General features: G+C 70.5%; 21 protein-coding genes, 2 tRNA genes and 1 pseudogene. 19 read left to right on the top strand and 5 right to left on the bottom strand.

The genetic code is table 11. The features are described from left to right. The first annotated feature begins 74 nt into the window (after nt 1-74). From ABT114_RS09310 to ABT114_RS09340, 7 genes are all read left to right on the top strand, one after another. Nucleotides 75-236 carry a hypothetical protein gene (locus ABT114_RS09310; RefSeq protein ID WP_351140279.1) on the top strand — a complete coding sequence of 54 codons (162 nt, stop codon included), beginning with the start codon at nt 75-77 and terminating at the stop codon, nt 234-236. 110 nt (nt 237-346) lie between these two features. Then, a complete protein-coding gene (locus ABT114_RS09315) occupies nt 347-511 on the top strand; it encodes a hypothetical protein (RefSeq protein ID WP_351140281.1) in 165 nt (54 codons plus the stop codon). Between the two features lie 80 nt (nt 512-591). Then, nucleotides 592-1,347 (top strand): nicotinate-nucleotide adenylyltransferase, encoded by a 756-nt coding sequence (nadD, locus tag ABT114_RS09320; protein WP_351140284.1) that lies wholly within the window; start codon nt 592-594, stop codon nt 1,345-1,347. Nucleotides 1,348-1,363: 16 nt separating this feature from the next. Continuing rightward, a complete protein-coding gene (locus ABT114_RS09325; RefSeq protein ID WP_351140286.1) occupies nt 1,364-3,106 on the top strand; it encodes an LCP family protein in 1,743 nt (580 codons plus the stop codon). A gap of 102 nt (nt 3,107-3,208) precedes the next feature. Further along, nucleotides 3,209-3,655 carry a ribosome silencing factor gene (gene rsfS, locus ABT114_RS09330; protein WP_351140288.1) on the top strand — a complete coding sequence of 149 codons (447 nt, stop codon included), beginning with the start codon at nt 3,209-3,211 and terminating at the stop codon, nt 3,653-3,655. After that, nucleotides 3,652-4,335, top strand: coding sequence for a histidine phosphatase family protein (locus ABT114_RS09335; RefSeq protein ID WP_351140290.1), 684 nt, complete (start codon nt 3,652-3,654; stop codon nt 4,333-4,335). Before rsfS ends, ABT114_RS09335 begins: the two co-directional genes overlap by 4 nt. 105 nt (nt 4,336-4,440) lie before the next feature. Next, a tRNA-Ala gene (locus ABT114_RS09340) sits at nt 4,441-4,513 on the top strand. Nucleotides 4,514-4,567: 54 nt separating this feature from the next. Here the strand turns inward: ABT114_RS09340 and ABT114_RS09345 are convergent. Then, nucleotides 4,568-5,476 (bottom strand): helix-turn-helix transcriptional regulator, encoded by a 909-nt coding sequence (locus ABT114_RS09345; protein WP_351140292.1) that lies wholly within the window; start codon nt 5,474-5,476, stop codon nt 4,568-4,570. Nucleotides 5,477-5,691: 215 nt separating this feature from the next. Between ABT114_RS09345 and ABT114_RS09350 the strand changes: the two genes are divergently transcribed. Continuing rightward, the gene (locus tag ABT114_RS09350) at nt 5,692-7,050 is read left to right on the top strand and encodes an MFS transporter (protein WP_351140294.1); all 1,359 of its coding nucleotides are present in this window, start codon (nt 5,692-5,694) and stop codon (nt 7,048-7,050) included. A 246-nt stretch (nt 7,051-7,296) separates the two neighbouring features. Then, nucleotides 7,297-7,530 carry a hypothetical protein gene (locus tag ABT114_RS09355; protein WP_003976229.1) on the top strand — a complete coding sequence of 78 codons (234 nt, stop codon included), beginning with the start codon at nt 7,297-7,299 and terminating at the stop codon, nt 7,528-7,530. On the opposite strand, the gene ABT114_RS09360 is transcribed toward ABT114_RS09355, so the two are convergent. Then, nucleotides 7,509-8,669 carry a glycosyltransferase 87 family protein gene (locus ABT114_RS09360; protein ID WP_351140558.1) on the bottom strand — a complete coding sequence of 387 codons (1,161 nt, stop codon included), beginning with the start codon at nt 8,667-8,669 and terminating at the stop codon, nt 7,509-7,511. The two genes, ABT114_RS09355 and ABT114_RS09360, sit on opposite strands and share 22 nt — an antisense overlap. A gap of 182 nt (nt 8,670-8,851) precedes the next feature. On the opposite strand from ABT114_RS09360, the gene ABT114_RS09365 reads away from it, so the two are divergent. Beyond that, a tRNA-Ala gene (locus tag ABT114_RS09365) sits at nt 8,852-8,924 on the top strand. A gap of 130 nt (nt 8,925-9,054) precedes the next feature. Here the strand turns inward: ABT114_RS09365 and ABT114_RS09370 are convergent. Continuing rightward, the gene (locus tag ABT114_RS09370) at nt 9,055-10,665 is read right to left on the bottom strand and encodes an NADH-ubiquinone oxidoreductase-F iron-sulfur binding region domain-containing protein (RefSeq protein WP_351140296.1); all 1,611 of its coding nucleotides are present in this window, start codon (nt 10,663-10,665) and stop codon (nt 9,055-9,057) included. Next, a complete protein-coding gene (locus tag ABT114_RS09375; protein ID WP_351140298.1) occupies nt 10,662-11,966 on the bottom strand; it encodes a ferric reductase-like transmembrane domain-containing protein in 1,305 nt (434 codons plus the stop codon). The genes ABT114_RS09370 and ABT114_RS09375 overlap by 4 nt, the downstream gene beginning before the upstream one ends. Nucleotides 11,967-12,367: 401 nt before the next feature. Between ABT114_RS09375 and leuS the strand changes: the two genes are divergently transcribed. The 8 genes and pseudogenes from leuS to holA all read left to right on the top strand — a co-directional run bounded on the left by leuS (nt 12,368) and on the right by holA (nt 22,589). Further along, nucleotides 12,368-15,250, top strand: a complete 2,883-nt coding sequence (gene leuS / locus ABT114_RS09380; RefSeq protein ID WP_351140301.1) for a leucine--tRNA ligase — start codon at nt 12,368-12,370, stop codon at nt 15,248-15,250. 156 nt (nt 15,251-15,406) lie between these two features. After that, nucleotides 15,407-16,147 carry a hypothetical protein gene (locus tag ABT114_RS09385; RefSeq protein WP_351140303.1) on the top strand — a complete coding sequence of 247 codons (741 nt, stop codon included), beginning with the start codon at nt 15,407-15,409 and terminating at the stop codon, nt 16,145-16,147. A 72-nt stretch (nt 16,148-16,219) separates the two neighbouring features. Next, nucleotides 16,220-17,065 carry a DegV family protein gene (locus ABT114_RS09390; RefSeq protein WP_351140305.1) on the top strand — a complete coding sequence of 282 codons (846 nt, stop codon included), beginning with the start codon at nt 16,220-16,222 and terminating at the stop codon, nt 17,063-17,065. Between the two features lie 116 nt (nt 17,066-17,181). After that, complete coding sequence (locus ABT114_RS09395; protein WP_351140307.1) at nt 17,182-18,258, top strand: ComEA family DNA-binding protein; 1,077 nt, start codon at nt 17,182-17,184, stop codon at nt 18,256-18,258. Beyond that, the gene (locus ABT114_RS09400; RefSeq protein ID WP_351140309.1) at nt 18,255-20,870 is read left to right on the top strand and encodes a ComEC/Rec2 family competence protein; all 2,616 of its coding nucleotides are present in this window, start codon (nt 18,255-18,257) and stop codon (nt 20,868-20,870) included. The genes ABT114_RS09395 and ABT114_RS09400 overlap by 4 nt, the downstream gene beginning before the upstream one ends. A gap of 4 nt (nt 20,871-20,874) precedes the next feature. Then, nucleotides 20,875-21,078, top strand: a pseudogene (locus tag ABT114_RS09405) (arylamine N-acetyltransferase); the annotation flags it as partial. A 34-nt stretch (nt 21,079-21,112) separates the two neighbouring features. Further along, nucleotides 21,113-21,358 (top strand): hypothetical protein, encoded by a 246-nt coding sequence (locus ABT114_RS09410; RefSeq protein WP_351140311.1) that lies wholly within the window; start codon nt 21,113-21,115, stop codon nt 21,356-21,358. A gap of 241 nt (nt 21,359-21,599) precedes the next feature. Beyond that, nucleotides 21,600-22,589, top strand: a complete 990-nt coding sequence (holA, locus tag ABT114_RS09415; protein ID WP_351140312.1) for a DNA polymerase III subunit delta — start codon at nt 21,600-21,602, stop codon at nt 22,587-22,589. A 643-nt stretch (nt 22,590-23,232) separates the two neighbouring features. Here the strand turns inward: holA and rpsT are convergent. Next, nucleotides 23,233-23,499 (bottom strand): 30S ribosomal protein S20, encoded by a 267-nt coding sequence (rpsT, locus tag ABT114_RS09420; RefSeq protein WP_019074070.1) that lies wholly within the window; start codon nt 23,497-23,499, stop codon nt 23,233-23,235. 230 nt (nt 23,500-23,729) lie between these two features. Here rpsT and lepA point away from each other — a divergent pair, with 230 nt between their 5' ends. Further along, nucleotides 23,730-25,604, top strand: coding sequence for a translation elongation factor 4 (gene lepA, locus ABT114_RS09425; RefSeq protein WP_351140315.1), 1,875 nt, complete (start codon nt 23,730-23,732; stop codon nt 25,602-25,604). Nucleotides 25,605-25,709 lie beyond the last annotated feature (105 nt).

Consider the following 25,709-nt stretch of genomic DNA (forward strand, 5'->3'; position numbering starts at 1 on the left):
GCGTGCCCCCGAAGCTGAGCCCAGCCTAGGCGGAGTTACCGTGGACGCGCAGTACAGCAAAGGAGTCCAACGCCATGGAGCACACCCCCGCAGCCGCCTGGCTCACCGAGGCCGCAAGCGCGGCCGACCAGCAAGGGCCGGGCAATCTGCTCCGGGTCGTCCTGATCGTGATGGTCCTGGGCTGCGTGCTCACCGCGTGGTTCCTGCTGCGGGGCTACAAGCGGAAAGACGACTGACAGCATCCGAAAGTTCCCCAACGGTGGAGTCGGCGTGATCGCCGCCGAGCCGCCCGCTTACGATGGGCAGACGTCTTTATCCCGCCCACACCGAATAGGTCCTGCTGAAGATGAGCTTCCACAGCGCCGCAGCCCAGTTGGTCACTCTCGCCGCCGAGGGCGAGGAGCACGGCGGCAACCACAACAGCCTCAACCCCCTGGTCACGGGCGGCAGCGCGTTCATCATCCTGCTGCTTCTGCTGTGGGTCACCACCCGCTTCAACCGCGACCGCTGAATCCGGCGAGGGCCCTCCCGGGGCCGCCCGGGGGATCTGACGGCCGAGGCCTCCAGGCCGGGCCGGTAGGGTCTGCACGCATGGGAGAGCAGGACATGCCTACCGGTCCGGCGAACGACGCGGCCGACGCGAACGACACGGCCGGCGCGGCCGACATGGCTGACACGGGACGCGGCGCCGCGGGCGAGATACAGCGCCGCCCGGCGCACATGCGGGCCGATGGCCCGGGCAACGGGCCATCGAACCCGGGCAAGCGCCGTCTCGGCGTCATGGGCGGCACCTTCGACCCGATCCACCACGGGCACCTCGTGGCGGCCAGCGAGGTCGCCGCGCAGTTCCACCTCGACGAGGTGGTGTTCGTCCCGACCGGCCAGCCGTGGCAGAAGACCCACCGCAATGTCTCCCCCGCCGAGGACCGGTATCTGATGACGGTCATCGCGACCGCAGAGAACCCGCAGTTCTCGGTGAGCCGCATCGACATCGACCGCGGCGGCCCGACCTACACCGTCGACACCCTGCGTGACCTGCGTGCGCTCAACCCCGACACCGACCTGTTCTTCATCACCGGTGCCGACGCCCTCGCCCAGCTGCTGACCTGGCGGGACACCGAGGAACTGTTCTCCCTGGCGCACTTCATCGGGGTCACCCGACCGGGTCACCAGCTCACGGACCCAGGCCTCCCCGAGGGCGGCGTCTCCCTCGTCGAAGTTCCCGCGCTCGCCATCTCCTCCACAGACTGCCGTGCGAGAGTCGCCAAGGGCGACCCCGTCTGGTATCTGGTGCCGGACGGAGTCGTGCGCTACATCGACAAGCGCGAGCTGTACCGCGGCGAGTGAGCCGAGAGGGGCACCGGTGAACGACCGATACGACGCGCAGTACGGTGGCGACCAGTACGAGCTCGTCGGCTACGACGAGTACGGCCGGCCGGTGTACCAGCAGGTCCAGACGCAACAGACGCCACAGGCACCGCAGCAGACGTACGACCCGTACGCGCAGCAGGGCTATGGATACGACCCGTACGCCACGGGCCGCCAGCAGCCCGTGCCCACGTACGACCCCTACGACACAGGCCGGCAGGCCCCGGTCCCCTCCTACGACGCCCACGACCCCTACGGCACCGGGACGCACCCAGGCACGGGCACGCACGGCGGTGCCGGCACCGCGGCCCCGTACGACCCCTACGGGCAGACCGCCACCAGCGGCCAGCAGCCCCGCGTCGCCGAGCAGACCGCCTACATCCCGCAGCAGCCCGGCCCCACGGACGACACCGCGGCACCGGAGGCAGAGGCGCCGGACGCCTCCGGCCGGTCGCAACGGGAGTACCACACCGAGCAGTTCGCCTTCGTCGAGGAGCCCGACGGCGACTCCGAGGACGTCATCGACTGGCTGGCGTTCACCGAGAACCGCACCGAGCGCCGCGAGGAGGCCCGCCGCCGAGCCCGCAGCCGCGTCATCGCCCTGGTGGTGGTCCTGGCCCTGGTCGCGGTCGGCGGAGTCGGCTACCTCTGGTACGCCGGGAAGCTGCCCGGCCTGCCGAAGTCGGACACCAAGTCCGGCGCCACGACGGCCACGGGCGCCCAGAACCGCGACGTGATCGTCGTCCACCTGCACAACACCAAGAAGGGCGGCACCTCCACGGCGCTGCTCGTCGACAACACCACCACCAAGCAGGGCACCACCGTCCTGCTGCCCAACTCCCTCGCGGTGACCGACGACGACGGCGCCTCCACGACGCTCGCCAAGTCGGTCGACGACGACGGCTCCTCCGGGACGCGCGACGCGCTGGACACGGTCCTCGGCACCGACATCGAGGGCACCTGGCGCCTCGACACCCCCTACCTGCAGAACCTCGTCGACCTCGTCGGCAACATCGAGGTCGACACCAACGTCGACGTCCCCGACCCCGACGCCGAGAAGAAGAGCGCCACCCCTCTCGTCCACAAGGGCGACGACCAGACCCTCAGCGGCAAGATGGCCGTCGCCTACGCCACCTACCGCGCCTCCGGCGAGGCCCAGAACGCCCAGCTGGAGCGGTTCGGCCAGGTCATGCAGGGCGTGTTGCGCAAGGTGTCCTCCGACGCGCAGGCCGCGACGGTCACCGTGCAGACGCTGGCGCAGATCCTCGACCCGCCGCTGACCGACAGCGACCTCGGTACCTTCCTCGCCAAGCTCGCCGACCTCGCCAAGGGCGGCGACTACAAGACGGCGCTGCTGCCCGTCCAGTCCGACGGCACGCTGAGCGCGCAGGCGAGCGACAGCGTGGTCAAGGACGTGCTCGGCGGCACCGCGAAGAGTCCCGACCAGGGCTCCGCGGTCCGCGTCTCCGTCCAGAACGCCAGTGGTACCAAGGACAACTCCGAGAAGGCCCGCGTCGTGCTCCTCAACGGCGGCTTCACCTTCCTGGACGGCGGCACAGCCTCCACCACCCAGGCCACCTCCAAGGTCACCTACGCCGACGCCGCCGACAAGGAGAACGCCACCGAGGTCGCCAAGACCCTGGGCCTGCCCACCAGCTCCGTCACCAAGGGCAAGATCTCCGCGAACGCGACCGTCGTGGTGGTCCTGGGCCAGAACTACAAGCCCTCGTCGTCCTAGGCGAGGGGGCCGTGCCCCCACGTGATCCGGTCATCACGTGGGGTGCCGTCGGCGGTCCGTGAGACCCTTGGTGACAAGTGACCGCCGACGGAAAGCCATGTAGTGACCGCCACTGACCGTTCCATCGAGCTCATCAACGCCGCCGCCCAGGCGGCCGCCGACAAGCTCGCGCACGACATCATCGCCTACGACGTCAGCGATGTGCTGTCGATCACGGACGCCTTCCTTCTGGCCTCCGCCCCCAACGACCGACAGGTCAAGTCCATCGTCGACGAGATCGAGGAGCGGCTCCAGAAGGAGCTCGGCGCCAAGCCGGTGCGCCGCGAGGGCGACCGCGAGGCCCGCTGGGTCCTGCTCGACTACGTCGACATCGTCGTCCACGTCCAGCACAGCGAGGAGCGGGTCTTCTACGCCCTGGAGCGGCTGTGGAAGGACTGCCCCGAGCTCGAGCTGCCCGCCGACGCACAGGCGACCCGCGGCAAGGCCGAGGAGCACGCCAAGCTGCAGGCAGCCGAGGAGGCGGCCGAGCCGGACGGTGAGTGGCGATGACCGCACCGGGTGCCGAGGCCGGCTCCTCGGCCGACTCGAAACCCGGCCGGGGCCGCCGCGTCATCCTCTGGCGGCACGGCCAGACCTCCTGGAACGTGGAGCGCCGCTTCCAGGGCACCACGGACGTCGAGCTCACCGAGACCGGCGTCGCCCAGGCCCGCCGCGCCGCCCGGCTGCTGGCCTCCCTGCAGCCCGACGCGATCGTCGCCTCCGACCTCCAGCGGGCCGCCAACACGGCCGCCGAGCTCTCCGCGCTCACCGGCTTGCAGGTGACCCATGACGAGGGCCTGCGCGAGACCTACGCGGGCGTCTGGCAGGGGCTGACGCACGGAGAGATCCTCGCCCGGCACGGCGAGGAGTACGCCGCGTGGAAGCGCGGTGAGCCGGTGCGCCGTGGCGGCGGCGAACTGGAGAGCGAGGTCGCCGACCGTGCTGCCCCCGTCGTCCTCGAACACGCCGAGAAGCTCCCCGACGACGGCACCCTGGTCGTGGTCAGTCACGGCGGCACGATCCGCACCACCATCGGACGCCTCCTCGGCCTGGAGTCCCAGCACTGGGAGAGCCTCGGCGGCCTCTCCAACTGCTGCTGGTCCGTTCTCGGCGAAGGCGCCCGGGGCTGGCGCCTGCTCGAGCACAACGCCGGCACCCTGCCGGAGCCGGTGCTCGGCGACGACGACTGACCGCCGGTCCGGGTGCGCATCGGGGCCCGGTACCCGGATTTCACTTTCCGGCAGGTCGCAGGCTAAAGTTCTTCTTGTTCGCCCCGCGGAGCGGGAAGAACGCAAGGGGCTATAGCTCAGTTGGTAGAGCGCCTGCATGGCATGCAGGAGGTCAGGAGTTCAATTCTCCTTAGCTCCACAGAATGACACTCTGTTGAGTTGTCAAAGATCGTTTGATCAGGATCCCGTCCCCTCAGGGGACGGGATTTTCCGTGTTCCACATCCGGATGATCTCGGCGGCCCCCTCCTCCGTCGGCGGCCACAGCCGCTCTCTGTGCTCCCTGAGAAGCCCGACCTTGTCTCGCGCCTCCTCGCTCTCAGGCGTGTAGACCACGATGCGGCACTCCGGCATCCCGTCGATCGACAGCGACTGCGAGGTCATCCTCAGCTCGCCGACCGCCTCGTGCCGGAACGTCTTCACCCGCGGCCCCGGAGGTGCGACTTCGCCACCCGCCCACACCTCGGCGAAGTACGGGCTGACCGCCGACAGCCCGCGTATGAAGTCCTCCCAGACCGGCTCGCCGACGTGTCTGCCGTACGAGGACCGAAGCGTCGCCACCATCACCGGCAGCTCACGCTCCCGGTGCACCACCGGACAGCACTCCTCGGACACCGTGAACAGCGTCCACAGCACGTTCGGCACGCCGATCCGCAGGGTCTCCGGGACCATGAACAGGTCGCGGTAGGCCGGGTTGGTGGCGAGGATGTCGTAGCGCGAGTTGTAGACCACCGCCGGAAGCGGGTCGAGGGCGTCGATGATGCCCTGCACCTCCGGGCCGACGGTCCGGGTCAGCCGCTCCGGATCCGGTTCGAAGGGAACCTCCGCCAAGCGGTACAGATGCTCCCGCTCCGGCGAGTCCAGCCGCAGCGTGCGGGCCACGGCGTCCAGGACCTGAGCGGACGCGTTGATCGGCCGGCCCTGCTCCAGCCACGTGTACCAGGTGACGCCGACGCCCGAGAGCTGGGCCACCTCCTCGCGGCGCAGCCCCGGCGTACGGCGCCGCAGGCCCGGCGGCATGCCCACGTCGGCCGGTGTCACCCGGGCCCGCCTGCCGCGCAGGAAGGCGGCCAGCTCCGGCCGGCGCCGCTGTGTCGTCCCCATCGTCACGTCCCCCCGTCGTCGATGCCCGACTTCTCCCCTGCCGGGTGCTGGCAGTACCAGCATCAGCGGGCTCTCGGCACCCGTACCGAGGCGTTGTCAGGCTCGACGGCATGACGACAACACCCCGGACGGAGCCGGGTCCCGCACCCGTGCCAAGTCCTGCATTCAGTAAAGCCCCTGGCACTGACAATCGGCCCCGGCGGCTGCTCGCGGTCGTGCTCGCGGCCCAGTTCATGGCGCTGCTCGACGTCTTCATCGTGAACGTCGCGGCCCCGACGATCGGTTCCGACCTGCACGCCTCCGGCGCCGACCTGCAACTGGTGATCGCCGGATACGCCATCACGTACGCCGTGCTGTTGATCACCGGCGCCCGCCTCGGGGACCGGCTCGGTCACGGCCGGGTCCACCTTGTCGGGCTCGCGCTCTTCACAGCCGCCTCGCTGGCCTGCGGTCTGGCGCAGGGCGCCACCGAGCTGATCGTCTTCCGGCTGGCGCAGGGCGCTGGTTCGGCGGTGATGATCCCGCAGGTGCTCAGCCTGATCCAGCGCACCTTCACCGGGGAGGCCCGGATGCGGGCGCTCGGCGCGTACTCGGCGGTCATCGCCGTCGGTGCCGCGGCCGGGCAGGTGCTCGGCGGCGTCCTGGTCAGCGCCGACCTGTTCGGCACCGGCTGGCGGCCGGTGTTCCTCGTGAACGTGCCGGTGGGTGCCGTACTCCTGGCCGTCGGCCGGCGCGTGTTGTCCCGGGACGGCGCGGGGGAGAAGACGCGCGGCTTCGACCTGATCGGTCTGGTGCTGCTGGGCACTGCCGTCTCGCTGCTGACGGTGCCGCTGGTGCTCGGGCAGGAGGAGGGCTGGCCGCTGTGGTCCTGGCTGTCGCTGGCCGCGGCCGCCGTCCTGTTCGCGCTGTTCTGCGGGTACGAGTCCCGGCTCGCGCGGCGCGGCGGCGCCCCGCTGATCGCCCCGCGTGTACTGCGCCACCCCGGCATGGGCCTCGCCGTCTTCCGGATCATGGCCGTCATGGCCGTCAACGGCGGTTTCCTGTTCGCTCTCACCCTGCACGTCCAGGGCGGCCTCGGCTACAGCGCGCTGCACGCCGGCCTCACCTTCGCGCCGACCGCGGTCGTCTTCGGTCTGGTCGGCCTGACCTGGCGGTCCTGGCCCGCCTCCTGGCAGCGGGCGCTGCCCCCGGCCGGATTCGCGCTCACCGCGGCGGCCGTGGCGGGCGTCGGTCTGGTGCTCCAGGGCGGTGACGAGGGCGGCGCCTGGCTGTACGTGGCGTACGCCGGTGTGGGAACCGGGCTCGCGCTCGCCTTCAGCCCGACGCTCACCCGCGCGCTGGTCACTGTGCGGCCCGAGGACGCGGCGGACGCCAGCGGTCTGCTCGCCACGGTCACCCAACTCGGTCAGCTGATCGGCGTCGCGGCGTTCGGCACACTGTTCTTGAACCGGCTTGAGTCACTTGGGGCCCCGGAGGCGTATACCTCTGCGGAAGCGCTTCTGGCATGCACGTTCGCGCTCGCTGCGACGGCCGCGACGGGTGCCGTGTCCGGACTGGTACTAAGGCGTCGCTGACCGTATTGGTCCGGCCGTGGCAGAATCAAACGGCCGGAAGGGGGCGCGGCCCGACGGGAGGGAGTAGTGATGCCTGCGAGCATCCTCGAAGAGGTCCGTGACCTCTTCGACGCAGCACTGACACGGGATACGATCACCCGTCTCAGCTGCCCTTCCTGCGGATCCCTGAACGTGGCCCAGGTTCTGGGGGACAACGGCGGAATCTCCTATGTGTGCACGGCCTGCGGCCACAGCTGGAGCTGATCGATGGGTGCACACAGGCGAAAGTGCGACTGGTGCGGCAGCGGGACGCCGATCGTGCGTGACATGGAGCCGGTCAATCCCGACTACCAGTACTGGTGCGAGGAGTGCGCGCGGGCGCTGATCATAAAGGGCGACCCCATCGAGACGTACCGCGAACTCGAGGGCGAGCCGATCTACGGCCGGCTCCTCGAGGAGCACTGCACGCTCAAGCGGTTCTATTCGTTCGTCACCGCTTGATTCCGGCGGGGGCCTCGTAGCGAGGTCCCGGCAAGTACGAGGAAGAACAGGCCGACGCCTCCGTAGAGGGCCGACAGCGTCAACTCGATGCCGTTCTGGTGCAGTTCGGGCCGCCCTCGGCCGTGTGGCACCCACCACAGGGCGTACGAGCAGAAGACCAGCAGCGTCCCCAGGGCAGCCGCCCGGTGGCCCCGTGTGCCCAGGAGCAGCATCAGTGGCACGCACCACACCCAGTGGTGCGACCACGACACCGGGCTGACGAGCAGTGCCGTCACCGCGCAGGCGGCCACCGCCCAGGCCCGTAGCCCGCGCAGCTCCGCGGCGACCGCCACCGCGAGCCCTCCCAGGGCCACCACGGCGACCGCGGCCGCCCACGGCGCCCCGGGATCCGGTGTGTGCAGGAAACGGGCCAGGAGGCCGCGCAGAGCCTGGTTCGCGGTCTCCTCCGCGTGTCCGACCCGCCCGGTCCGGAACACCATGCGCGTCCAGAACCGCCAGGAGTCGTACGGCAGGACCGCCGCCGCGAGCACGGTGGCGCCTGCGAACGCGGCCGCCGCCCCGCGCGCGTGCCGCAGCCGGTGGTCCGCGCAGCCGTGCCTGACGCGGTACGTGACACCGGCGGCGAGCAGGAACACCGCGAACAGGGCGGGCGTCAGCTTCACGGCCGTGGCGAGCCCGATGCCGAGGCCGGCCCAGCGGTCCGCGGGACGCCGCGACAGGTCCCACAGCACCAGGACGGCGAGCAGCAGATTGACCTGCCCGTAGCGCAGCGTCGTCCACACCGGCTCGCACCACACGGCCACCGCGGCGGCCCACCAGACGGTCTCCACGCGCGTGTGGCCCACGAGCCGCAGCGAGAGCCTGACGAACACCACCAGGAGGGCGAGGTTCCCGGCCGTCGCCAGGGCGCGCATGCTCGCCGTGCCCAGCAGCGTCAGCGGAGTGAACAGCAGGGCCGCGAACGGCGGGTAGGTGGGGGGCAAGTGCGCCACCGTCGTACGCAGCGCGTACAGGTCGCCTCCCGCGCGTACGGTCGCGCCCTCGGCCCGGTACACCATCAGGTCGATCATCGAGACGTGGGCGGCCCGCTGGGCGAGCCAGAACGCGGTGAAGGAGAACAGGCAGGCTCCCAGGGCCATCGGCGCGCGATGGTGGCCTGTGGAGATCGTGAGCGCGGTCACAGCGATCGACACTATCCCGCCCGAATCCGTACAGAACGGAAACGATTTGGTGGTGCACCCCGGTGACCGTGTAATGTTGGCGTCGCCGCCGGGGAAACCGGGCGACACGGTGAACATGCGGCTCCGCCGCATGGCCGCAAGGGGCTATAGCTCAGTTGGTAGAGCGCCTGCATGGCATGCAGGAGGTCAGGAGTTCAATTCTCCTTAGCTCCACAGAAGTCGAAGGCGGATCACTCGATCGAGTGATCCGCCTTCGACGTGTGTCAGGAGTGATGTCCGTCGACGGCATACGGCGACGCGACGGCGGGCCACCCCGGGCGGGGCGGTCCGCCGTCGCGTGCGTTCATCGGCCGAGGGCGCGACGGCCGCGCCCCTGGGACAGGACCGGCAGGTTGCGGGAGGGCGCCTGCGACCGGGTGTCCTCCTCGAGGCGCAGGGCGAGGGCCGGGCAGCGGCGTACCGCGCGCAGGGCCTTGGCCTCCGCGTAGCGCGGCACCTTCGCCTGCGCGACGGTCGGGAAGCCGTCGGCGCCGAGCTGGAAGACCTCCGGGAGGATGTCCGCGCACAGGCCGTGGCCCCGGCACAGTGTCCAGTCGACGTAGATCTTCTGGCGGCTCTCGTTACTGTCCTCGGGTTCGCTGCCGCCCGGGATGCCCGTCGGGGCCCTGCCGCCCTCGAAGAGCGGGAGAACGCCCTCCACGGGCCGTCCGCAGCCGTTGCCGAGGACGTGCGCGGCCAGGTCGTCGGTGAACGCCTTGATGGTCGATTCCAGGAACATCGCGGAGCCGTCCGGGTGCGAGCACGCGCCGCGCCGCTTCACGTTCTTGGCGACCTGCTTGAGTGCCTCCAGGGCGGCGGGGCCGCCGCCGTTGAGGATGTCCTCCATGCCGCGCGCCGCGGCCGGCAGGCCGAGGTAGCAGGGACCGCACTGTCCCGCGCTCTCCTCGGCCAGCCACTGGGCCACGCGCAGCGACTCGCCCAGCGGGCAGGTCTCCTGAGTGATCGGCAGGATCGCGCCCGCGCCGAGCGCACCGCCCACCGCGTCCAGGGAGTTGCGGGAGACGATCGCCTCGTTGACTGTCGCCGCGTCGATCCACTTGCCGTGGTAGCCGCCGGTCAGCACGCCCTGGGGGACGGGCGGGGCGCCGGCCAGCTGGAGCACGTAGCGCAGTGGTACGCCCGTGGGGACCTCGATGACCATCGGGCGGGCCACGGCGCCCGAGACCGTCAGCATGACGGTGCCGGGCTCGTCGTACAGGCCGGTGTTGCCGTAGCGCTCCGGGCCGATGCGGGCGGCGATCGCCAGCTGGGCGAACGTCTCGGCGTTCGACAGCAGGGTCGGTGCGCCGCCGACGCCGTTCTGTGACGCGCTGACCTTGCGTCCGGGCGGGATCGCCGGGCCGCCGTCGATGGAACGGATCAGCGACGCGGCGGCGCCGGTGACCATGCGTACGGGATTGCGCTGCACGCTCGCGCGCAGCGCCGAGCGACGGCCGTTGCTCAGGCCGCGTTCGGCCAGCGCGGCCTCCATGGAGCGCTGTGTGGACTCACGGGTGACCCCCACCACGAGCGTGCGGGCACCCAGGGCCTCGGCGCACAGCAGTGCGCCGTCCAGGATGAGGTGCGGGGCACGGTTGATGAGCACCGTGTCCTTGCGGCAGGCCGGTTCGTCCTCGCTTCCGTTGACGACGACGACCGGCCGTACGCCGCGTTTGATCGCCGCTTCGGCGACCGAGCGAAGCTTCTTGTGGAAGGGGAAGCCCGCGCCGCCGCGGCCCTTCAGGTTGATGCGCTCGGAGAGTTGCGCGAGCTGCTCTCCGCCAAGCGGTTCAAGCGGCCCGTGCACCTTCAGGTGCATGGGCAGATCGAGTCTTTCGACAAGGTCGAAGCCCGACGTGAGCTGGGGAAGGCCGACCACGCGGACTTCTGGGACGTCGGGCAGGGCCTCGTTCACCTATAGCCTCCGGAAGGCGTGTTCCAAGGTTCGCCCGAACCCGGTGCGTCGAACGACGCACCGGGCGATGGTTCATTGGCGGGACCGCTGTTGTACGTGTCATTCGGGTTGTACGTGTTGTACCGGGGGTTCGTCTCACCGGTGTCGTACACGTCACTCCCGCCGTATCCGCCGGCGCCCGAATTGCCATAGACCGGGATGTTGAATCCCGTGTCCTGGAGCGGGTCGTAGGCCGACGGGGGCGCCTCGCCGACCGGCGGCGGGGACGGGATCGGCCAGCTGCCCGAGGTGCTGCCGTTGCCGTCCATGCGCGGAATCGCCTCCGTGGCCTGTATGTCGAACGGCAGGTCCATGCGCGCGGTCTGGTCGGCCGCGAAGGGCTGCTGTCCGCGGGCGGGCGTGGAGACGGCGCGGTAGGCGGCCGCGAAGCCGTTCGCGGGCTCGGGGGTGGCGGGCGTGTCGTACAGCGGCGACGACGGGGGCGTCATGCGGGTGGAGGTCATCGTGTCGGCCTGCGACGGCCGGCCCGAGCGGCCCTCGTAGCCGGGCAGTGCCGACGCCGTCTCCGTCACGCGGGCCCGGCTCTCCTCCAGGTCGTCGCGTGCCGAGCGGTCCTCGGTGCCCAGGACCGCGGCGATCCGGTCGGCGACCTTGCGCTTGACCGGGCGGGGTGCCGCGCGTAGAGCGAGCGCCGCGATGACCCCGAGCAGGCACAGGCTGTACATGATCACGAAGATCGGCTTGGCCTGACGGCCCGCGTACAGGCCGTGCACGAGTGCGGCGCACCAGGCCGGGTAGGCCAGCATGTGCATGGCCCGCCAGCGGGCCGCGACAGGGGCCGGGGAGGCGAAGTTGCTGCGCAGGGCGCCGGTGACGCCCACGAAGATCATGAGCAGGCCGGCCAGGGAGCCGAGGCCGATCAGGCCGGCGCTTCCGGTGACGCCGAGAGAGAACGGGATGACGGCGGCGATCAGCTGTGTGTGGTCGAGCGCGATCTTCGTGGTGATGTGCAGCAGCAGGAACGCGATCGAGGCGACCGCTGTCGTCCGGTGCACCGCCTGCCCGATGATCCGCTGACGCGTGTTGAGGAAGATCCGATCCTGGGCGACCAGACCCCAGATCACCGAGCAGCTGAGCGAGACGAGGGACAGGACGCCCGCGCCGAAGTTCAGGAACTCGCGGAACTGGTCGCCGCCGACCAGCACGATCACGGGTATGAGGAGCAGGACGACAGCCGACGCGATCCCGTAGGCCGACCGGCCCGGTTTGGGAAGCGAGCTGTTACTACGACGAGGGTTCATGGGGGGCAACTCCGAGCAGTTTCGGGAAAGCGGTCCCGCTGCCGAACTCTAAGTGGCTCCATACCGATGGGTACGAGGTTTGAGTTATTGCGTTGTTATCAAAGGACAATGCGTCCGTTGTGATGTCCCTTAGTGGCTGTTACGCGAAGTAATCCTTGACCTTGGTTCAGCTTTTGCCGGGCGTGCCTGCTGTCCAGGAGACATACGGAAGCGCGTCGCGGCGTGCTCAAGGGCTGCGGTACCCTAGCGCCATGCGTGCTGTACGCCTTCTGCTTAGCGAGCCGCGCTGATCAGTCCCGACCACCGGTGAGATCGTGGTCGGCATCGGCGCGGCGTCCCCTCCTGTGCGAGGGGTTTTTTCATTTCCGCAGGCAGAGACGATCGATGGAGCTTTGAGGATCATGAGCGAGACGAACCCCGCTGCTGCCGCCGCTGTGCCGGCGGAGGCCGCGCCGCACCGCTACACGGCAGCCATGGCCGCCGAGATCGAGGCACGCTGGCAGGACTTCTGGGACGCCGACGGCACCTACGCGGCGCCGAACCCGGAGGGCGACCTGGCCGGCGACCCCGAGCTGGTCGCCAAGCCCAAGAAATTCATCATGGACATGTTCCCGTACCCGTCCGGTGCGGGACTGCACGTCGGCCACCCCCTGGGCTACATCGCCACCGATGTCTCCGCCCGGTTCCAGCGGATGACCGGCCACAACGTCCTGCACACCCTGGGCTTCGACGCCTTCGGCCTGCCCGCCGAGCAGTACGCCGTGCAGACCGGCACGCACCCGCGCGTGTCGACCGAGGCCAACATCGCGAACATGAAGGACCAGCTGCGCCGGCTGGGCCTGGGCCACGACAGGCGCCGGTCGTTCGCCACGATCGACCCGGACTACTACAAGTGGACCCAGTGGATCTTCCTGCAGATTTTCAACTCCTGGTACGACGACGAGGCGAACAAGGCCCGCCCGATCTCCGAGCTGATCGCCCAGTTCGAGTCCGGTGACCGTGCCGTACCGGGCCACACGCGCGCGTGGAACGAGCTGACCGCCGCCGAGCGCGCCGACGTCCTGGGTGAGTTCCGCCTGGCGTACGCCTCCGAGGCGCCGGTCAACTGGTCTCCCGGACTGGGTACCGTGCTGGCCAACGAGGAGGTCACCGCCGACGGCCGCTCCGAGCGCGGCAACTTCCCCGTCTTCAAGGCGAAGCTGCGCCAGTGGAACATGCGCATCACCGCCTACGCGGACCGGCTGCTGGACGACCTGGACGCGCTGGACTGGCCCGAGGCCATCAAGCTGCAGCAGCGCAACTGGATCGGCCGCTCCGAGGGCGCCCGCGTCGACTTCCCCATCGACGGCGAGCACATCACGATCTTCACCACGCGCCAGGACACACTGTTCGGCGCGACCTACATGGTGCTGGCGCCCGAGCACCCGCTGGTCGACAAGTTCACCCCGGCCGCCTGGCCGGAGGGGACCCATGAGGTGTGGACCGGCGGTCACGCGACTCCGGCCGAGGCCGTCGCCGCCTACCGCGCGCAGGCCGCCTCGAAGTCCGACGTCGAGCGGCAGGCCGAGGCCAAGGACAAGACCGGTGTCTTCACCGGCGAGTTCGCGACCAACCCGGTCAACGGCGAGCAGATCCCGGTCTTCATCGCCGACTACGTGCTGATGGGTTACGGCACGGGCGCGATCATGGCCGTCCCGGCGCACGACAGCCGCGACTTCGCCTTCGCGCGCGCCTTCGAACTGCCGATGCGCTGCGTCGTGGAGCCGTCGGACGACCGGGGCACGGACCCCTCGACGTGGGACGACGCCTTCGCGTCGTACGACGCGAAGATCGTAAACTCGTCGAGCGAACAGCTCTCCCTGGACGGCCTGGGCGTCGTCGACGCCAAGGCGCGTATCACCGAGTGGCTGGCGCGCAAGGGCATCGGCGAGGGCACCGTCAACTTCCGCCTGCGCGACTGGCTGTTCAGCCGCCAGCGCTACTGGGGCGAGCCCTTCCCGATCGTCTACGACGAGGACGGCATCGCCCACGCCCTGCCCGAGTCGATGCTGCCGCTGGAGCTGCCGGAGGTCGAGGACTACTCGCCGCGCACCTTCGACCCGGACGACGCCGACACCCAGCCCGAGACCCCGCTGTCGCGCAACGAGGACTGGGTCAACGTCACCCTGGACCTGGGCGACGGGCCGAAGAAGTACCGGCGCGAGACCAACACCATGCCCAACTGGGCCGGTTCCTGCTGGTACGAACTGCGCTACCTGGACCCGCACAACGACCGGAAGCTGGTCGACCCGGAGATCGAGCAGTACTGGATGGGCCCGCGCGAGGGCCAGCCGCACGGCGGCGTCGACCTGTACGTCGGCGGCGCCGAGCACGCCGTACTGCACCTGCTGTACGCGCGCTTCTGGTCCAAGGTGCTGTACGACCTGGGGCACGTCTCCTCGGCCGAGCCGTTCCACAAGCTGTTCAACCAGGGCATGATCCAGGCCTACGTCTACCGCGACAGCCGCGGTATCGCGGTGCCGGCCGCCGAGGTGGAGGAGCGCGACGGCGCGTACTACTACCAGGGCGAGAAGGTCACCCGGCTGCTGGGCAAGATGGGCAAGTCCCTGAAGAACGCGGTCACTCCGGACGAGATCTGCGCCGAGTACGGGGCCGACACGCTGCGGCTGTACGAGATGGCGATGGGCCCGCTGGACGTGTCGCGTCCGTGGGACACGCGCGCGGTGGTGGGCCAGTTCCGGCTGCTGCAGCGGCTGTGGCGCAACATCGTCGACGAGGCGACGGGCGAGGTCACCGTCAGTGACACCGAGGCCGACGAGGAGACGCTGCGCGCCCTGCACAAGGCGATCGACGGGGTTCGCCAGGACCTGGAGGGGCTGCGCTTCAACACCGCCATCGCCAAGGTCACCGAGCTGAACAACCACCTGACCAAGGCGGGCGGCGCGGTGCCGCGCTCCATCGCCGAGCCGCTGGTGCTGCTGATCGCGCCGCTGGCCCCGCACGTCGCCGAGGAGCTGTGGCGCAGGCTGGGCCACACCGACTCGGTCGTCCACCAGGACTTCCCGGTCGCCGACCCGGCGTACGTCGTGGACGAGACCGTGACCTGCGTCGTGCAGATCAAGGGCAAGGTCAAGGCGCGCCTGGAGGTCTCCCCGGCCATCTCCGAGGAGGAGCTGGAGAAGGTGGCGCTGGCCGACGAGAAGGTCGTCGCGGCACTGGACGGCGCGGGCATCCGCAAGGTGATCGTGCGGGCGCCGAAGCTGGTGAACATCGTTCCGGCGTAGGTGCGCGCACAGGAGCAGGCGCCCGGGCTGCCGTCCCGGCTCGGGGTAGTCCCTTACGGGCAGGTTCGGGGTTCTTCTGGAACTCCGAACCTGCCCGTTGCGTTTACTGTTGAAGAGCGACGCGGCGTACGCCGCGGCAGTCCGAGGAGGAGCGTCGTGGAAGCAGTGATCACAGTCTTCGCCCTGCTCTTCCTGCTCTTCGTGGTGCTCGGCGCCTACGCGACGGTGAAGGTGGTCGGCGCCGCCAAACGAGGCGTGGACCGCACCATCACCCAGGCCCGCCGCACGGTCGAGGACCACACACTGCGAGCCAAGTCCTTCGCCCAGCCGGGACCGGCGGGCGAGATCGCCCAGCTCCGGCTGCAGTTGCGTACGTCGATGCGCGCCACCCAGGAGGCGCTGCACGCGGGCGTGGCGGAGGACGAGTCACTCAAGGAGTCCCTGGGTCTCTTCGAGCGGCTCAGCGCGCACGGGCGCGAACTGGACCACGATCTCAAGCGCATGGAGTCCGAGCCGGACCGGACCACGCTCGCCGAGCGACTGCCCGGACTGCGCGAACGGACCGAGCGCATCACCAAGTCGGCGGACTCCCTGCGTTGGGCGGCCCGTGACCGGGCACGGCAGTTCGCTGACGACGACCTCGACTCGCTCAGTGCGCAGATCGACGTCGAGGCGGGCGCACTGCGGCACTGGACCACCGCGGAACCCACGCCCACTCCCACGTCGGCTCCGTGGCCCGAGGCACCGGCAGCGGGCGCCGCGACGGGCAGCCAGACCTGGCCCGAGGCGCCCCGGTCACGCTCGACGGATGAGCAGGCGCCGCCCGCCATCACCCCGCCGGGCCGACGCCCCACATACCCCTGGCAGAAGAAGCCCCGCCCCGAGACCACCACCTGATCCGGCCATACACGGCTCAGGTGAGAGGGGCCGGGCTGCCGCCCGGGCGCTACGCCAGGTAACCTCCAGCTCATGTCCCGCCATGTCGCGATCGTCACCGATTCAACGGCCTACCTGCCGCCCCGGACGATGGAGCGCCACGGCATCACCGCGGTACCTCTGACCGTAGTCCTCGGCGGCCAGGCACTTGAAGAGGGCACCGAGATCTCGACCCGCTCCCTGGCCCAGGCACTGCAGAAGCGGCGCCCAGTCACCACCTCCCGCCCCAGTCCCCAGCAGTTCACGGAGACGTACCGCAAGGTCGCCGAGTCCGGTGCCACTGGCATCGTCTCCCTCCATCTCTCCGCCGAGTTGTCCGGCACGTACGACGCGGCGGTCGTCGCGGCGCGCGAGGCGCCGGTGCCGGTGCGGGTGGTGGACACCGGCATGATCGCGATGGCGCTCGGGTTCTGCGCGCTCGCCGCGGCAGAGGCGGCGGAGTCGGGCGGCACGGTGGACGAGGCCGTCACGGCCGCGGAGAAGCGGGCCGCCGGCACCTCCGCCTACTTCTACGTCGACACCCTCGACTATCTGCGCCGCGGCGGCCGGATCGGCGCCGCACAGGCCTTGCTGGGTTCTGCGCTCGCGGTGAAGCCGCTGCTGCAACTGGACGGCGGCCGGATCGAACCCCTGGAGAAGGTACGCACGGCGTCGAAGGCGATCGCCCGCCTGGAGGAGCTCGTGGCCGACCGGGCCGGCAGCGCCCCCGTCGACATCGCCGTCCACCATCTTGCCGCACCCGACCGGGCTTCCGCCCTCGCGGACCGCTTGCGGATCCGGGTGCCCGGGCTCGCCGACCTGCATGTGAGCGAGGTCGGAGCGGTGATCGGGGCGCATACAGGGCCCGGGCTGCTGGGGGTCGTGGTATCGCCGCGGTGACCGACCGCGCCGAGTGGTTCACCCGTGTGAGGGGCGAAGTTATCCACAACCGGGCGGTAGTCCCCGGGATTTGAGCAAGATCATCGCAAAATTCGTGCGTGCCCGATCCTCGTCGCATGGCACTTCGATCACGCTCACGCACAGGATCCGCAACCAGCGGCCCCGGCCGCGGCCCCGCTTCGGACGGCCGCACCCGCCGCCGTCGCCCTCACGCTCACAGCCGCTCCCGGCACCGTCACGAACCGGCGGAGGAGCTCCGCCGACGCGCAGAAATCCTCTTCGCCGAACACGCGGGGGAACAGCGGGAGCCGAGGACTTGGCCGCCGACTGAAGAGCCCGAGGCGGGACCCGAGCCCGAGATGATTGGCACGCACGTCCTCGACACCGGTACGGCCGACGGCACTCCATACGCCGGAATCGACATCGGAAGTGGTGCCGACTCCGTTCGTGGGCCGGGGACTTGGCGGGAGCGGGCCGGGCCGGCCCTGCGGGAGCGCATGCCGGTGTGGCTGCAGACGAGGTGCGCTCTGGAGCGCAGGAATGTGGTCGCGCTCGCCGTACTGCTCGTCGTCGCCGCGGGCTTCGCCGTGCAGCACTTCTGGACCGGCCGTACCCAGTCCGTACGGGCGCCCGAGGTGGTGCGGGCAGCAGCACCGTACGGGCAGCGGGCGCCGAGCGGGCGGGGCGAACCGGATGCCTCGGCCGGTGCGCCGAACACGGCAGGTACGGCGGGCACCGCCGGGCCCGAGATCGTGGTGGACGTCAGCGGTAAGGTCCGTGCCCCCGGGATCCATCGCCTGCCCGCCGGTTCGCGCGTCGTCGACGCGCTCCGCGCGGCCGGTGGAGTGCGCCCGGGAACCAGCACCGACGGCCTCAACCGTGCCCGGTTCCTTGTGGACGGGGAGCAGGTGATCGTCGGCGGCCCCGCACCGGTCTCGGCGGCCGGGACCGGCGCGGGCGGCACGGCCGCCGGTGGGTCGGGTGGTGGTGCCGTACCCGCGGCTCCGGTCTCGCTCAACACGGCCACCGTGGAGCAGCTCGACACCCTGCCAGGCGTGGGGCCCGTACTGGCCCAGCACATCGTCGACTTTCGCGCGCAGCACGGCGGCTTCCGTTCGGTGGACCAGTTGCGCGAGGTCAACGGCATCGGCGACCGCCGCTTCGCCGATCTACGGAATCTCGTACGGCCATGAGTGCCGTCCCCCAACCCGGTTCCCGAGGCTCTACCTCCCGTCCCCGCCGAGCCGTGCACGCCGACTCCGGGAAGCGGCTGGGAGCCGCCCATCCACGACAGGAAGGACCGACGGATCTCCGACTCGTACCACCCGCGCTCGCGGCCTGGGCGACGGCCGCGCTGACGCTGGACGCACCGCCGGGCCAGGTGATCGGCATCGTGGTCGCCTGCCTGTCCGCGGTCGGCGCGCTCCTGCTGGCACGCAGGCGGGCAGGGGCCGACCGCTGTGAACCCGGGCGGGGCACCTGGCCGCGGGTGACGATCGCCGCCGCGCTGCTCTGCGTTGCCGCGGCCGCCGCCTCGGCCGGGCTGCACGGAGCGGACCTGCGCCGTGGACCCGTGCCGGCGCTGGCGCGGCAGTACGCCACGGTGACCGCCGACGTCGAGATCACCTCCGATCCCCGGCTCACCAGGCCTCGTGTCAGAGGCGATCACGCGGCCCCGGTCTCCGCGCTGATCGAGGCCGAGGTGCGAGGCGTCGAGGAGGCGGGCGGGGCGGTGGCATCGACGCGGACGCCGGTGTTGGTGATCGTCGACGTGGGCGCACCGGGCGCACCGGGCCCACCGGGCGCACGGCCGGATGGGCCGGGGCCGGGACAGGTCGCCGGTTCGCGGGTTTCCGGCGGTGGGCCGACGGGCTCGCCCTGGCTGGGGCTGCTGCCTTCGACACGGCTGCGTGTGACCGGACGGCTGGCTCCGGCGATGGCGGGCGGCGACCGGATCGCGGCCGTACTGCGGGTTCGGGACCAGGCGGCACCGGAAGTGGTGGGTGGGCCGTCGGGGGCGCAGCGGTTCGCGGGGCGGTTGCGCGCGGGGCTGCGGGAAGCCACCGACGGGTTGCCGGATGACGCGCGGGCGCTGCTGCCCGGGCTCGTCGTCGGGGACACCTCGCGGATCACGCCCGAGCTGGACGAGGCATTCAAGGAGACCGACCTCGCGCACACGCTGGCGGTTTCCGGAAGCAATCTGACGATCCTCCTCGCCCTGCTCCTGGGGCCGCCCGGTCTGGCCCAGCACGTCGAGCGACGTGGTCTCGCACCCCGCCTCGGTATCCCGCTCCGCATGACGGCTCTGCTCGGTGGCGCGCTCGCCCTCGCATTCGTGGTCGTGTGCAGACCCGACCCGAGTGTGCTGCGGGCGGCGGCCTGTGGCGCCGTCGCGTTGCTCGCCCTGGCGACGGGCCGCCGCAGATCGCTGATCCCGGCGCTGGCCACGGCGGTACTGCTGCTGGTGCTGTACGACCCGTGGCTGGCCCGCAGTTACGGCTTCCTGCTCTCCGTCCTGGCGACGGGCGCGTTGCTCACGCTGGCGCCGCGCTGGAGCGTCGCGTTGCGACGCCGCCGGGTACCGCCGCGGCTGGCCGAGGCGCTGGCCGCCGCGGGTGCGGCCCAGGTGCTGTGCGCTCCGGTCGTCGCCGTGCTGTCGGCGAGGGTGAGCCTGGTGGCGGTGCCGTGCAATCTGCTCGCGGAGTTCGCGGTCGCGCCGGCCACGGTGCTGGGCTTCGCGGCGCTGGCGACCGCGCCGGTGGCGTTGCCGATGGCCAAGATGCTGGCCTGGTGCGCGAGTTGGCCTGCCGGGTGGATCGCGGGCGTGGCTCGCTTCGGGGCGGCGCTGCCCGGTGGGGGAGTGGACTGGCCCGGCAGTTGGACGGGCGCGCTGTTGCTCGCCCTCGTCACGGCGGTGGTCGTGGGGGTCGGCCGGCGGCTGTTGCGGAGCCCATGGCTGTTCGGTGTCTGCGCGGTGCTGCTTCTGCTCGTGGTGGTGCGGCCACCGCCACTGACCAGGGTGATCACGGGGTGGCCGCCACCGGGCTGGCGGTTCGCCATGTGCAATGTGGGGCAGGGAGACGCGACGGTGCTGGCGGCGGGCGAGGGCACCGGCGTGGTCGTGGACGCCGGACCCGATGCGACGCTGGTCGACCGGTGCCTGCGCGAACTCGGCATCACCAGGATCCCCCTGGTCGTGCTGACCCACTTCCACGCCGACCATGTGGCGGGACTGCCGGGCGTGCTGCGCGGACGTTCGGTGGGCGCGATCGAGACGACGGGATTCGAAGAGCCCGCCGACCAGGCCGAGTTCGTGAGGAAGGAGGCTGCGGCCCGCGGGGTCCCGCTCACCGAGGCCGCCGCCGGGGAACAGCGGCGCATCGGCGACCTCTCCTGGGAGGTGCTCTGGCCGGCGCCACGACCGGCGCCGGACCCGGACGGTCCGAACGACGCCAGTGTCACGCTGCTCGTGCGGTCGGCCGGGCTGCGGCTGCTGTTGCTCGGCGATCTCGAACCTCCGGCCCAACAGGCGTTGTTGCGGTCACCGGCAGTCGGGTCGCTGGGCGGGGTCGACGTGCTCAAGGTGGCTCATCACGGCTCGGCCTATCAGGACCCGGACCTCATACGGGCGGTGTCGCCGCGGCTGGCGCTGATCTCGGTCGGTGCGGACAACATGTATGGCCATCCCGCTCCCAGCACGGTCGCGGCCCTGCGAGCCGGGGGCGCGGTGGTGTTGCGGACGGACGTGGACGGGGCGTTGGCGGTCGCCGGTGAGGGTGGGGAGTTGCGGGTGGCGGAAAACTGAGGTCATGCATTCCACACAGGTCGATGCCTGTCTCCGCCGCCTGGGAGTCGAGCGCCCCGCGGGTCCCACGGCCGATGTCCTGCGGCGGTTGCACCTGCGCCATCTGCAGACCGTGCCGTTCGAGAACCTGTCGATCCATCTCGGTGAGGAGATCGTGCTGGAGGAGAAGCGGTTGGTGGACAAACTGGTGGGGGCGAGACGGGGAGGGTCTGTCGGGCCTCGCGGTGCCGGAGAATGGCTCCGTGAGTGATGTGAGACATGTGCTGGTGCTGCCCGACCGCGATGCCGCGGAGGAGGCGGCGGAGGCTCTCGGGGAGCGGTTCGGGCTCGACGAGGAGCCGCAGTTGGTGCGGGACGCGTTGGCCGGTGAGGACGACGCCGAGGATGCGCAGTGGCTTGTCGTCCTGCGGGACGAGAAGGGACGGCTGGACCCCGGTGAGCTGGATGCGTTCGTGGGGGAGTGGGACGGGTGGCGGGAGGAGCCGTAGTCCGGGGGACGGGGCCGGGTAGGCCTCGCGGGCGGGTGTCCGGCGCTTGTGCTGAGGAGCGGGTCGCGCAGTCCGGCGCTTTCTCGATGCCGACCTTCTGTGGGACGGGCGCCCACAACAGGTCCGAGACACTGCGGCCGGGGTCGGTCGCCGCCCCGAGCGGCACGACTGCCCACGGACTGAGGGCACGTGGCGACGGCCTCGCCGCCCGTTGTCAGTGGCCCGTGCCATGCTTGTCCCGATGGCCAGGAAGAATGCGAATGACGACCCTCTCGCCCCGGTGACGCTTGCCGTGGGCCAGGAGGACCTCCTGCTCGACCGTGCCGTGCAGGAGGTGGTGGCCGCTGCCAGGGCCGCCGACGCCGACACGGACGTACGTGACCTGACCCCGGACCAGTTGCAGCCCGGCACGCTCGCCGAGCTGACGAGTCCGTCGCTCTTCGCGGAGCGCAAGGTCGTGGTCGTACGCAATGCGCAGGATCTGTCCGCCGACACGGTCAAGGACGTGAAGGCGTATCTCGGGGCGCCCGCCGAGGAGATCACGCTCGTTCTGCTGCACGCGGGCGGGGCCAAGGGCAAGGGACTGCTGGACGCCGCGCGCAAGGTGGGGGCGCGGGAGGTTGCGTGCCCCAAGATGACGAAGCCGGCGGACCGGCTGGCGTTCGTGCGGGGCGAGTTCCGCGCGCTCGGGCGGTCGGCCACGCCCGAGGCGTGCCAGGCGCTGGTCGACGCGATCGGAAGCGATTTGCGGGAGCTGGCGTCCGCGGTGACACAGCTCGTCGCCGACGTCGAGGGGACGATCGACGAGGCCGTCGTCGGGCGGTACTACACCGGGCGGGCCGAGGCGTCGAGTTTCACGGTCGCCGACCGGGCCGTGGAGGGGCGGGCGGCGGAGGCGCTGGAGGCGCTCCGGTGGTCGCTCGCGACCGGGGTGGCGCCGGTGCTGATCACGAGCGCGTTGGCGCAGGGGGTGCGGGCGATCGGGAAGCTGTCCTCGGCCCGCGGTGGGCGGCCGGCCGATCTGGCGCGGGAGCTGGGGATGCCGCCGTGGAAGATCGACCGGGTGCGCCAGCAGATGCGGGGGTGGACGCCGGACGGGGTCGCCATCGCTCTGCGGGCGGTGGCCGAGGCCGACGCCGGGGTCAAGGGCGGCGGGGACGATCCCGAGTACGCCCTGGAGAAGGCCGTCGTGGTGATCGCGCGGGCGGCGCGGTCCAGGGGGCGGGCGTAAACGAGGGGCCTCCAGCGGCTCCGCCCGCGCTGGGGGGGGGAGAGAACGTAGGTATCAGCCGAAATCGCCGGAATGACAGAGAAGTGGCGATCGTCGTGGCTGAACACTCGCACGCAACCCTCGTCCGGGCTCAGCCCACTCCCGCTCAGCCCACTCCCGCTCAGCCCACTCCCGCTCAGCCCACTCCCGCTCAGCCCACTCCCGCTCAGCCCACTCCCGCTTAGCCCACTCCCGCTCAGCCCACTCCCGCTCAGCCCACTCCCGCTTAGCCCACTCCCGCCCAGCCCACCCCCGCTCAGCCCACTCCCGCCCAGCCCACCCCCGAGCCTGCCCATGTCCCTGACCCCGCCCCGGGTCCACGCCGAAGGCCCCAGGCGCCGGTCCACGCCGAAGGCCCCCTGCGCCGGACCACGACGAAGGCCCCCTGCGCCGGTCCACGCCGAAGGCCCCCGCCCCCGGTCCACGCCGAAGGCCCCGGTGCCTGCCCTGGGGAAGGGCGAGGCGCCGGGGCCTTCGGTTCACGCTGGGGGATCCGCGCCCGCGTGGCGAACGCAGGCCGCGCGCAGATCCGTGGGTGCCGGACGGGAGCGGATGAGAGAGGGCCCGCTCTGGGTCCTTCCGGCGGTCAGATCAAAGAAGAGGTTCAGCCCTTGAGAGCAGTGACCTTGGAAGCCAGCGCCGACTTCTTGTTGGCGGCCTGGTTCTTGTGGATGACGCCCTTGGAGACGGCCTTGTCGAGCTGACGCGCGGCAGCGCGCTGGTACTCGGTGGCCTTCTCGACGTCACCCGCGGCAGCAGCCTCACGGGCCTTGCGGATCGCGGTCTTCAGGGAGGACTTGACGGCCTTGTTGCGCAGCCGAGCCTTCTCGTTGGTCTTGATCCGCTTGATCTGGGACTTGATGTTCGCCACGAATGAGCCTTTACAGGTTCTGGCACGGGGCCGCATGGGTCCCGTACCGGTGATTTTCTTGGGTTGTGCCTCGTGCTGAGAGGGCAAGAGACACAGCCACCCACAGTACCAGTGGGTCTCCGAGTAGCCTAAACCGGTCGCAGGTCGCCGCCCGTGGGACCATGGAGGCTACGTATAGATCCGACCCGAGACCGCAGACGATGCGGACGCCTCAAGAATCAGGACCCTGCGTGCCCGCGATCCCTAGCCATGTGCCCGAGCCGAGCCGTACCGACCCGGCTCAGATCCGCAATTTCTGCATCATCGCGCACATCGACCACGGCAAGTCCACGCTCGCCGACCGGATGCTCCAGCTGACCGGTGTGGTCGAGCAGCGGCAGATGCGCGCCCAGTACCTCGACCGCATGGACATCGAGCGCGAGCGCGGCATCACGATCAAGTCCCAGGCGGTGCGTCTGCCCTGGGCCCCGACCACGGGCCCCGACCAGGGCACGACGCACATCCTCAACATGATCGACACCCCGGGGCACGTCGACTTCACCTACGAGGTCTCGCGGTCGCTGGCCGCCTGTGAGGGGACCATCCTCCTCGTCGACGCCGCCCAGGGCATCGAGGCGCAGACCCTCGCCAACCTGTACCTGGCGATGGAGAACGACCTCGCCATCGTCCCCGTACTGAACAAGATCGACCTGCCGGCCGCGCAGCCCGAGAAGTTCGCCGAGGAGCTCGCCAACCTCGTCGGGTGCGACCCCGACGACGTGCTGCGGGTGTCTGCCAAGACCGGTGTCGGTGTGGACGCGCTGTTGAACAAGGTCGTCGAGACGGTTCCGGCGCCTGTCGGGATCGCCGATGCGCCCGCCCGCGCGATGATCTTCGACTCGGTGTACGACTCCTACCGGGGTGTCGTGACGTACGTGCGTGTCATCGACGGGCAGCTCACCAAGCGTGAGCGGATCCGGATGATGTCCACCGGCGCGACGCACGAGCTGCTGGAGATCGGCACCAACTCGCCCGAGATGCTCCCCGCCGACGGTCTCGGCGTCGGCGAGGTGGGCTACCTGATCACCGGTGTGAAGGACGTCCGCCAGTCCAAGGTCGGTGACACCATCACCACCCTGCACAAGGGGGCGACCGAGGCGCTCGGCGGGTACAAGGACCCGAAGCCGATGGTGTTCTCCGGTCTCTATCCGCTCGACGGCTCCGACTACCCCGAGCTCCGCGACGCCCTCGACAAGCTTCAGCTCAACGATGCCGCGCTGGTCTACGAGCCGGAGACCTCCGCGGCCCTCGGTTTCGGCTTCCGCGTCGGCTTCCTGGGGCTGCTGCACCTCGATGTGATCCGTGAGCGGCTGGAGCGCGAGTTCGGGCTCGACCTCATCGCCACCGCGCCGAACGTGGTCTACCGCGTCCTCATGGAGGACGGGACCGAGCACACGGTCACCAACCCGAGCGAGTTCCCCGAGGGGAAGATCAGCGAGGTGTACGAGCCGGTCGTGCGCGCCACGATCCTCGCGCCCTCCGAGTTCATCGGCTCGATCATGGAGCTGTGCCAGACCCGGCGCGGCACCCTCCTCGGCATGGACTACCTCTCCGAGGACCGCGTCGAGATCCGCTACACCCTGCCGCTCGCCGAGATCGTCTTCGACTTCTTCGACCAGCTGAAGTCGAAGACGCGTGGTTACGCGTCGCTGGACTACGAGCCCACCGGCGAGCAGACCTCCAGCCTGGTCAAGGTCGACATCCTGCTGCACGGCGACAAGGTGGACGCCTTCTCGGCGATCACGCACAAGGACGCGGCCTACGCGTACGGTGTGCGGCTCGTCGCCAAGCTGCGCGAGCTCATCCCGCGGCAGGCCTTCGAGGTGCCCATCCAGGCGGCCATCGGCTCCCGCGTCATCGCCCGCGAGACCATCCGCGCCATCCGCAAGGACGTCCTCGCCAAGTGTTACGGCGGTGACATCTCTCGTAAGCGGAAGCTGCTGGAGAAGCAGAAGGAGGGCAAGAAGCGGATGAAGATGGTGGGTTCCGTGGAAGTTCCGCAGGAGGCCTTCATCGCCGTTCTGTCCAGCGATGACAGCGCGGGATCGGGCAAGGGCAAGAAGTAACCACGGGTTACCCGCGGGTACCTCAGCAAAACGGGCGTAACGGGGGCTCGTCGTACGAAAGTGCGGCGGGCCCCTGTGCATGTGGTCGGTCGCTCTCTGTAGGAA

Source organism: Streptomyces sp. NPDC002088, from assembly GCF_040296605.1.
Taxonomy (GTDB): Bacteria; Actinomycetota; Actinomycetes; order Streptomycetales; family Streptomycetaceae; genus Streptomyces.

Coding starts and splice junctions, on each gene's coding strand:
- ABT114_RS09310 (WP_351140279.1), top strand. CDS start 75: ATGGAGCACACCCCCGCAGCCGCCTGGCTCACCGAGGCCGCAAGCGCG.
- ABT114_RS09315 (WP_351140281.1), top strand. CDS start 347: ATGAGCTTCCACAGCGCCGCAGCCCAGTTGGTCACTCTCGCCGCCGAG.
- nadD (WP_351140284.1), top strand. CDS start 592: ATGGGAGAGCAGGACATGCCTACCGGTCCGGCGAACGACGCGGCCGAC.
- ABT114_RS09335 (WP_351140290.1), top strand. CDS start 3,652: ATGACCGCACCGGGTGCCGAGGCCGGCTCCTCGGCCGACTCGAAACCC.
- ABT114_RS09345 (WP_351140292.1), bottom strand. CDS start 5,476: ATGGGGACGACACAGCGGCGCCGGCCGGAGCTGGCCGCCTTCCTGCGC.
- ABT114_RS09355 (WP_003976229.1), top strand. CDS start 7,297: ATGGGTGCACACAGGCGAAAGTGCGACTGGTGCGGCAGCGGGACGCCG.
- ABT114_RS09360 (WP_351140558.1), bottom strand. CDS start 8,669: ATGGCCCTGGGAGCCTGCCTGTTCTCCTTCACCGCGTTCTGGCTCGCC.
- ABT114_RS09375 (WP_351140298.1), bottom strand. CDS start 11,966: ATGAACCCTCGTCGTAGTAACAGCTCGCTTCCCAAACCGGGCCGGTCG.
- leuS (WP_351140301.1), top strand. CDS start 12,368: ATGAGCGAGACGAACCCCGCTGCTGCCGCCGCTGTGCCGGCGGAGGCC.
- ABT114_RS09390 (WP_351140305.1), top strand. CDS start 16,220: ATGTCCCGCCATGTCGCGATCGTCACCGATTCAACGGCCTACCTGCCG.
- ABT114_RS09395 (WP_351140307.1), top strand. CDS start 17,182: ATGGCACTTCGATCACGCTCACGCACAGGATCCGCAACCAGCGGCCCC.
- ABT114_RS09400 (WP_351140309.1), top strand. CDS start 18,255: ATGAGTGCCGTCCCCCAACCCGGTTCCCGAGGCTCTACCTCCCGTCCC.
- holA (WP_351140312.1), top strand. CDS start 21,600: ATGGCCAGGAAGAATGCGAATGACGACCCTCTCGCCCCGGTGACGCTT.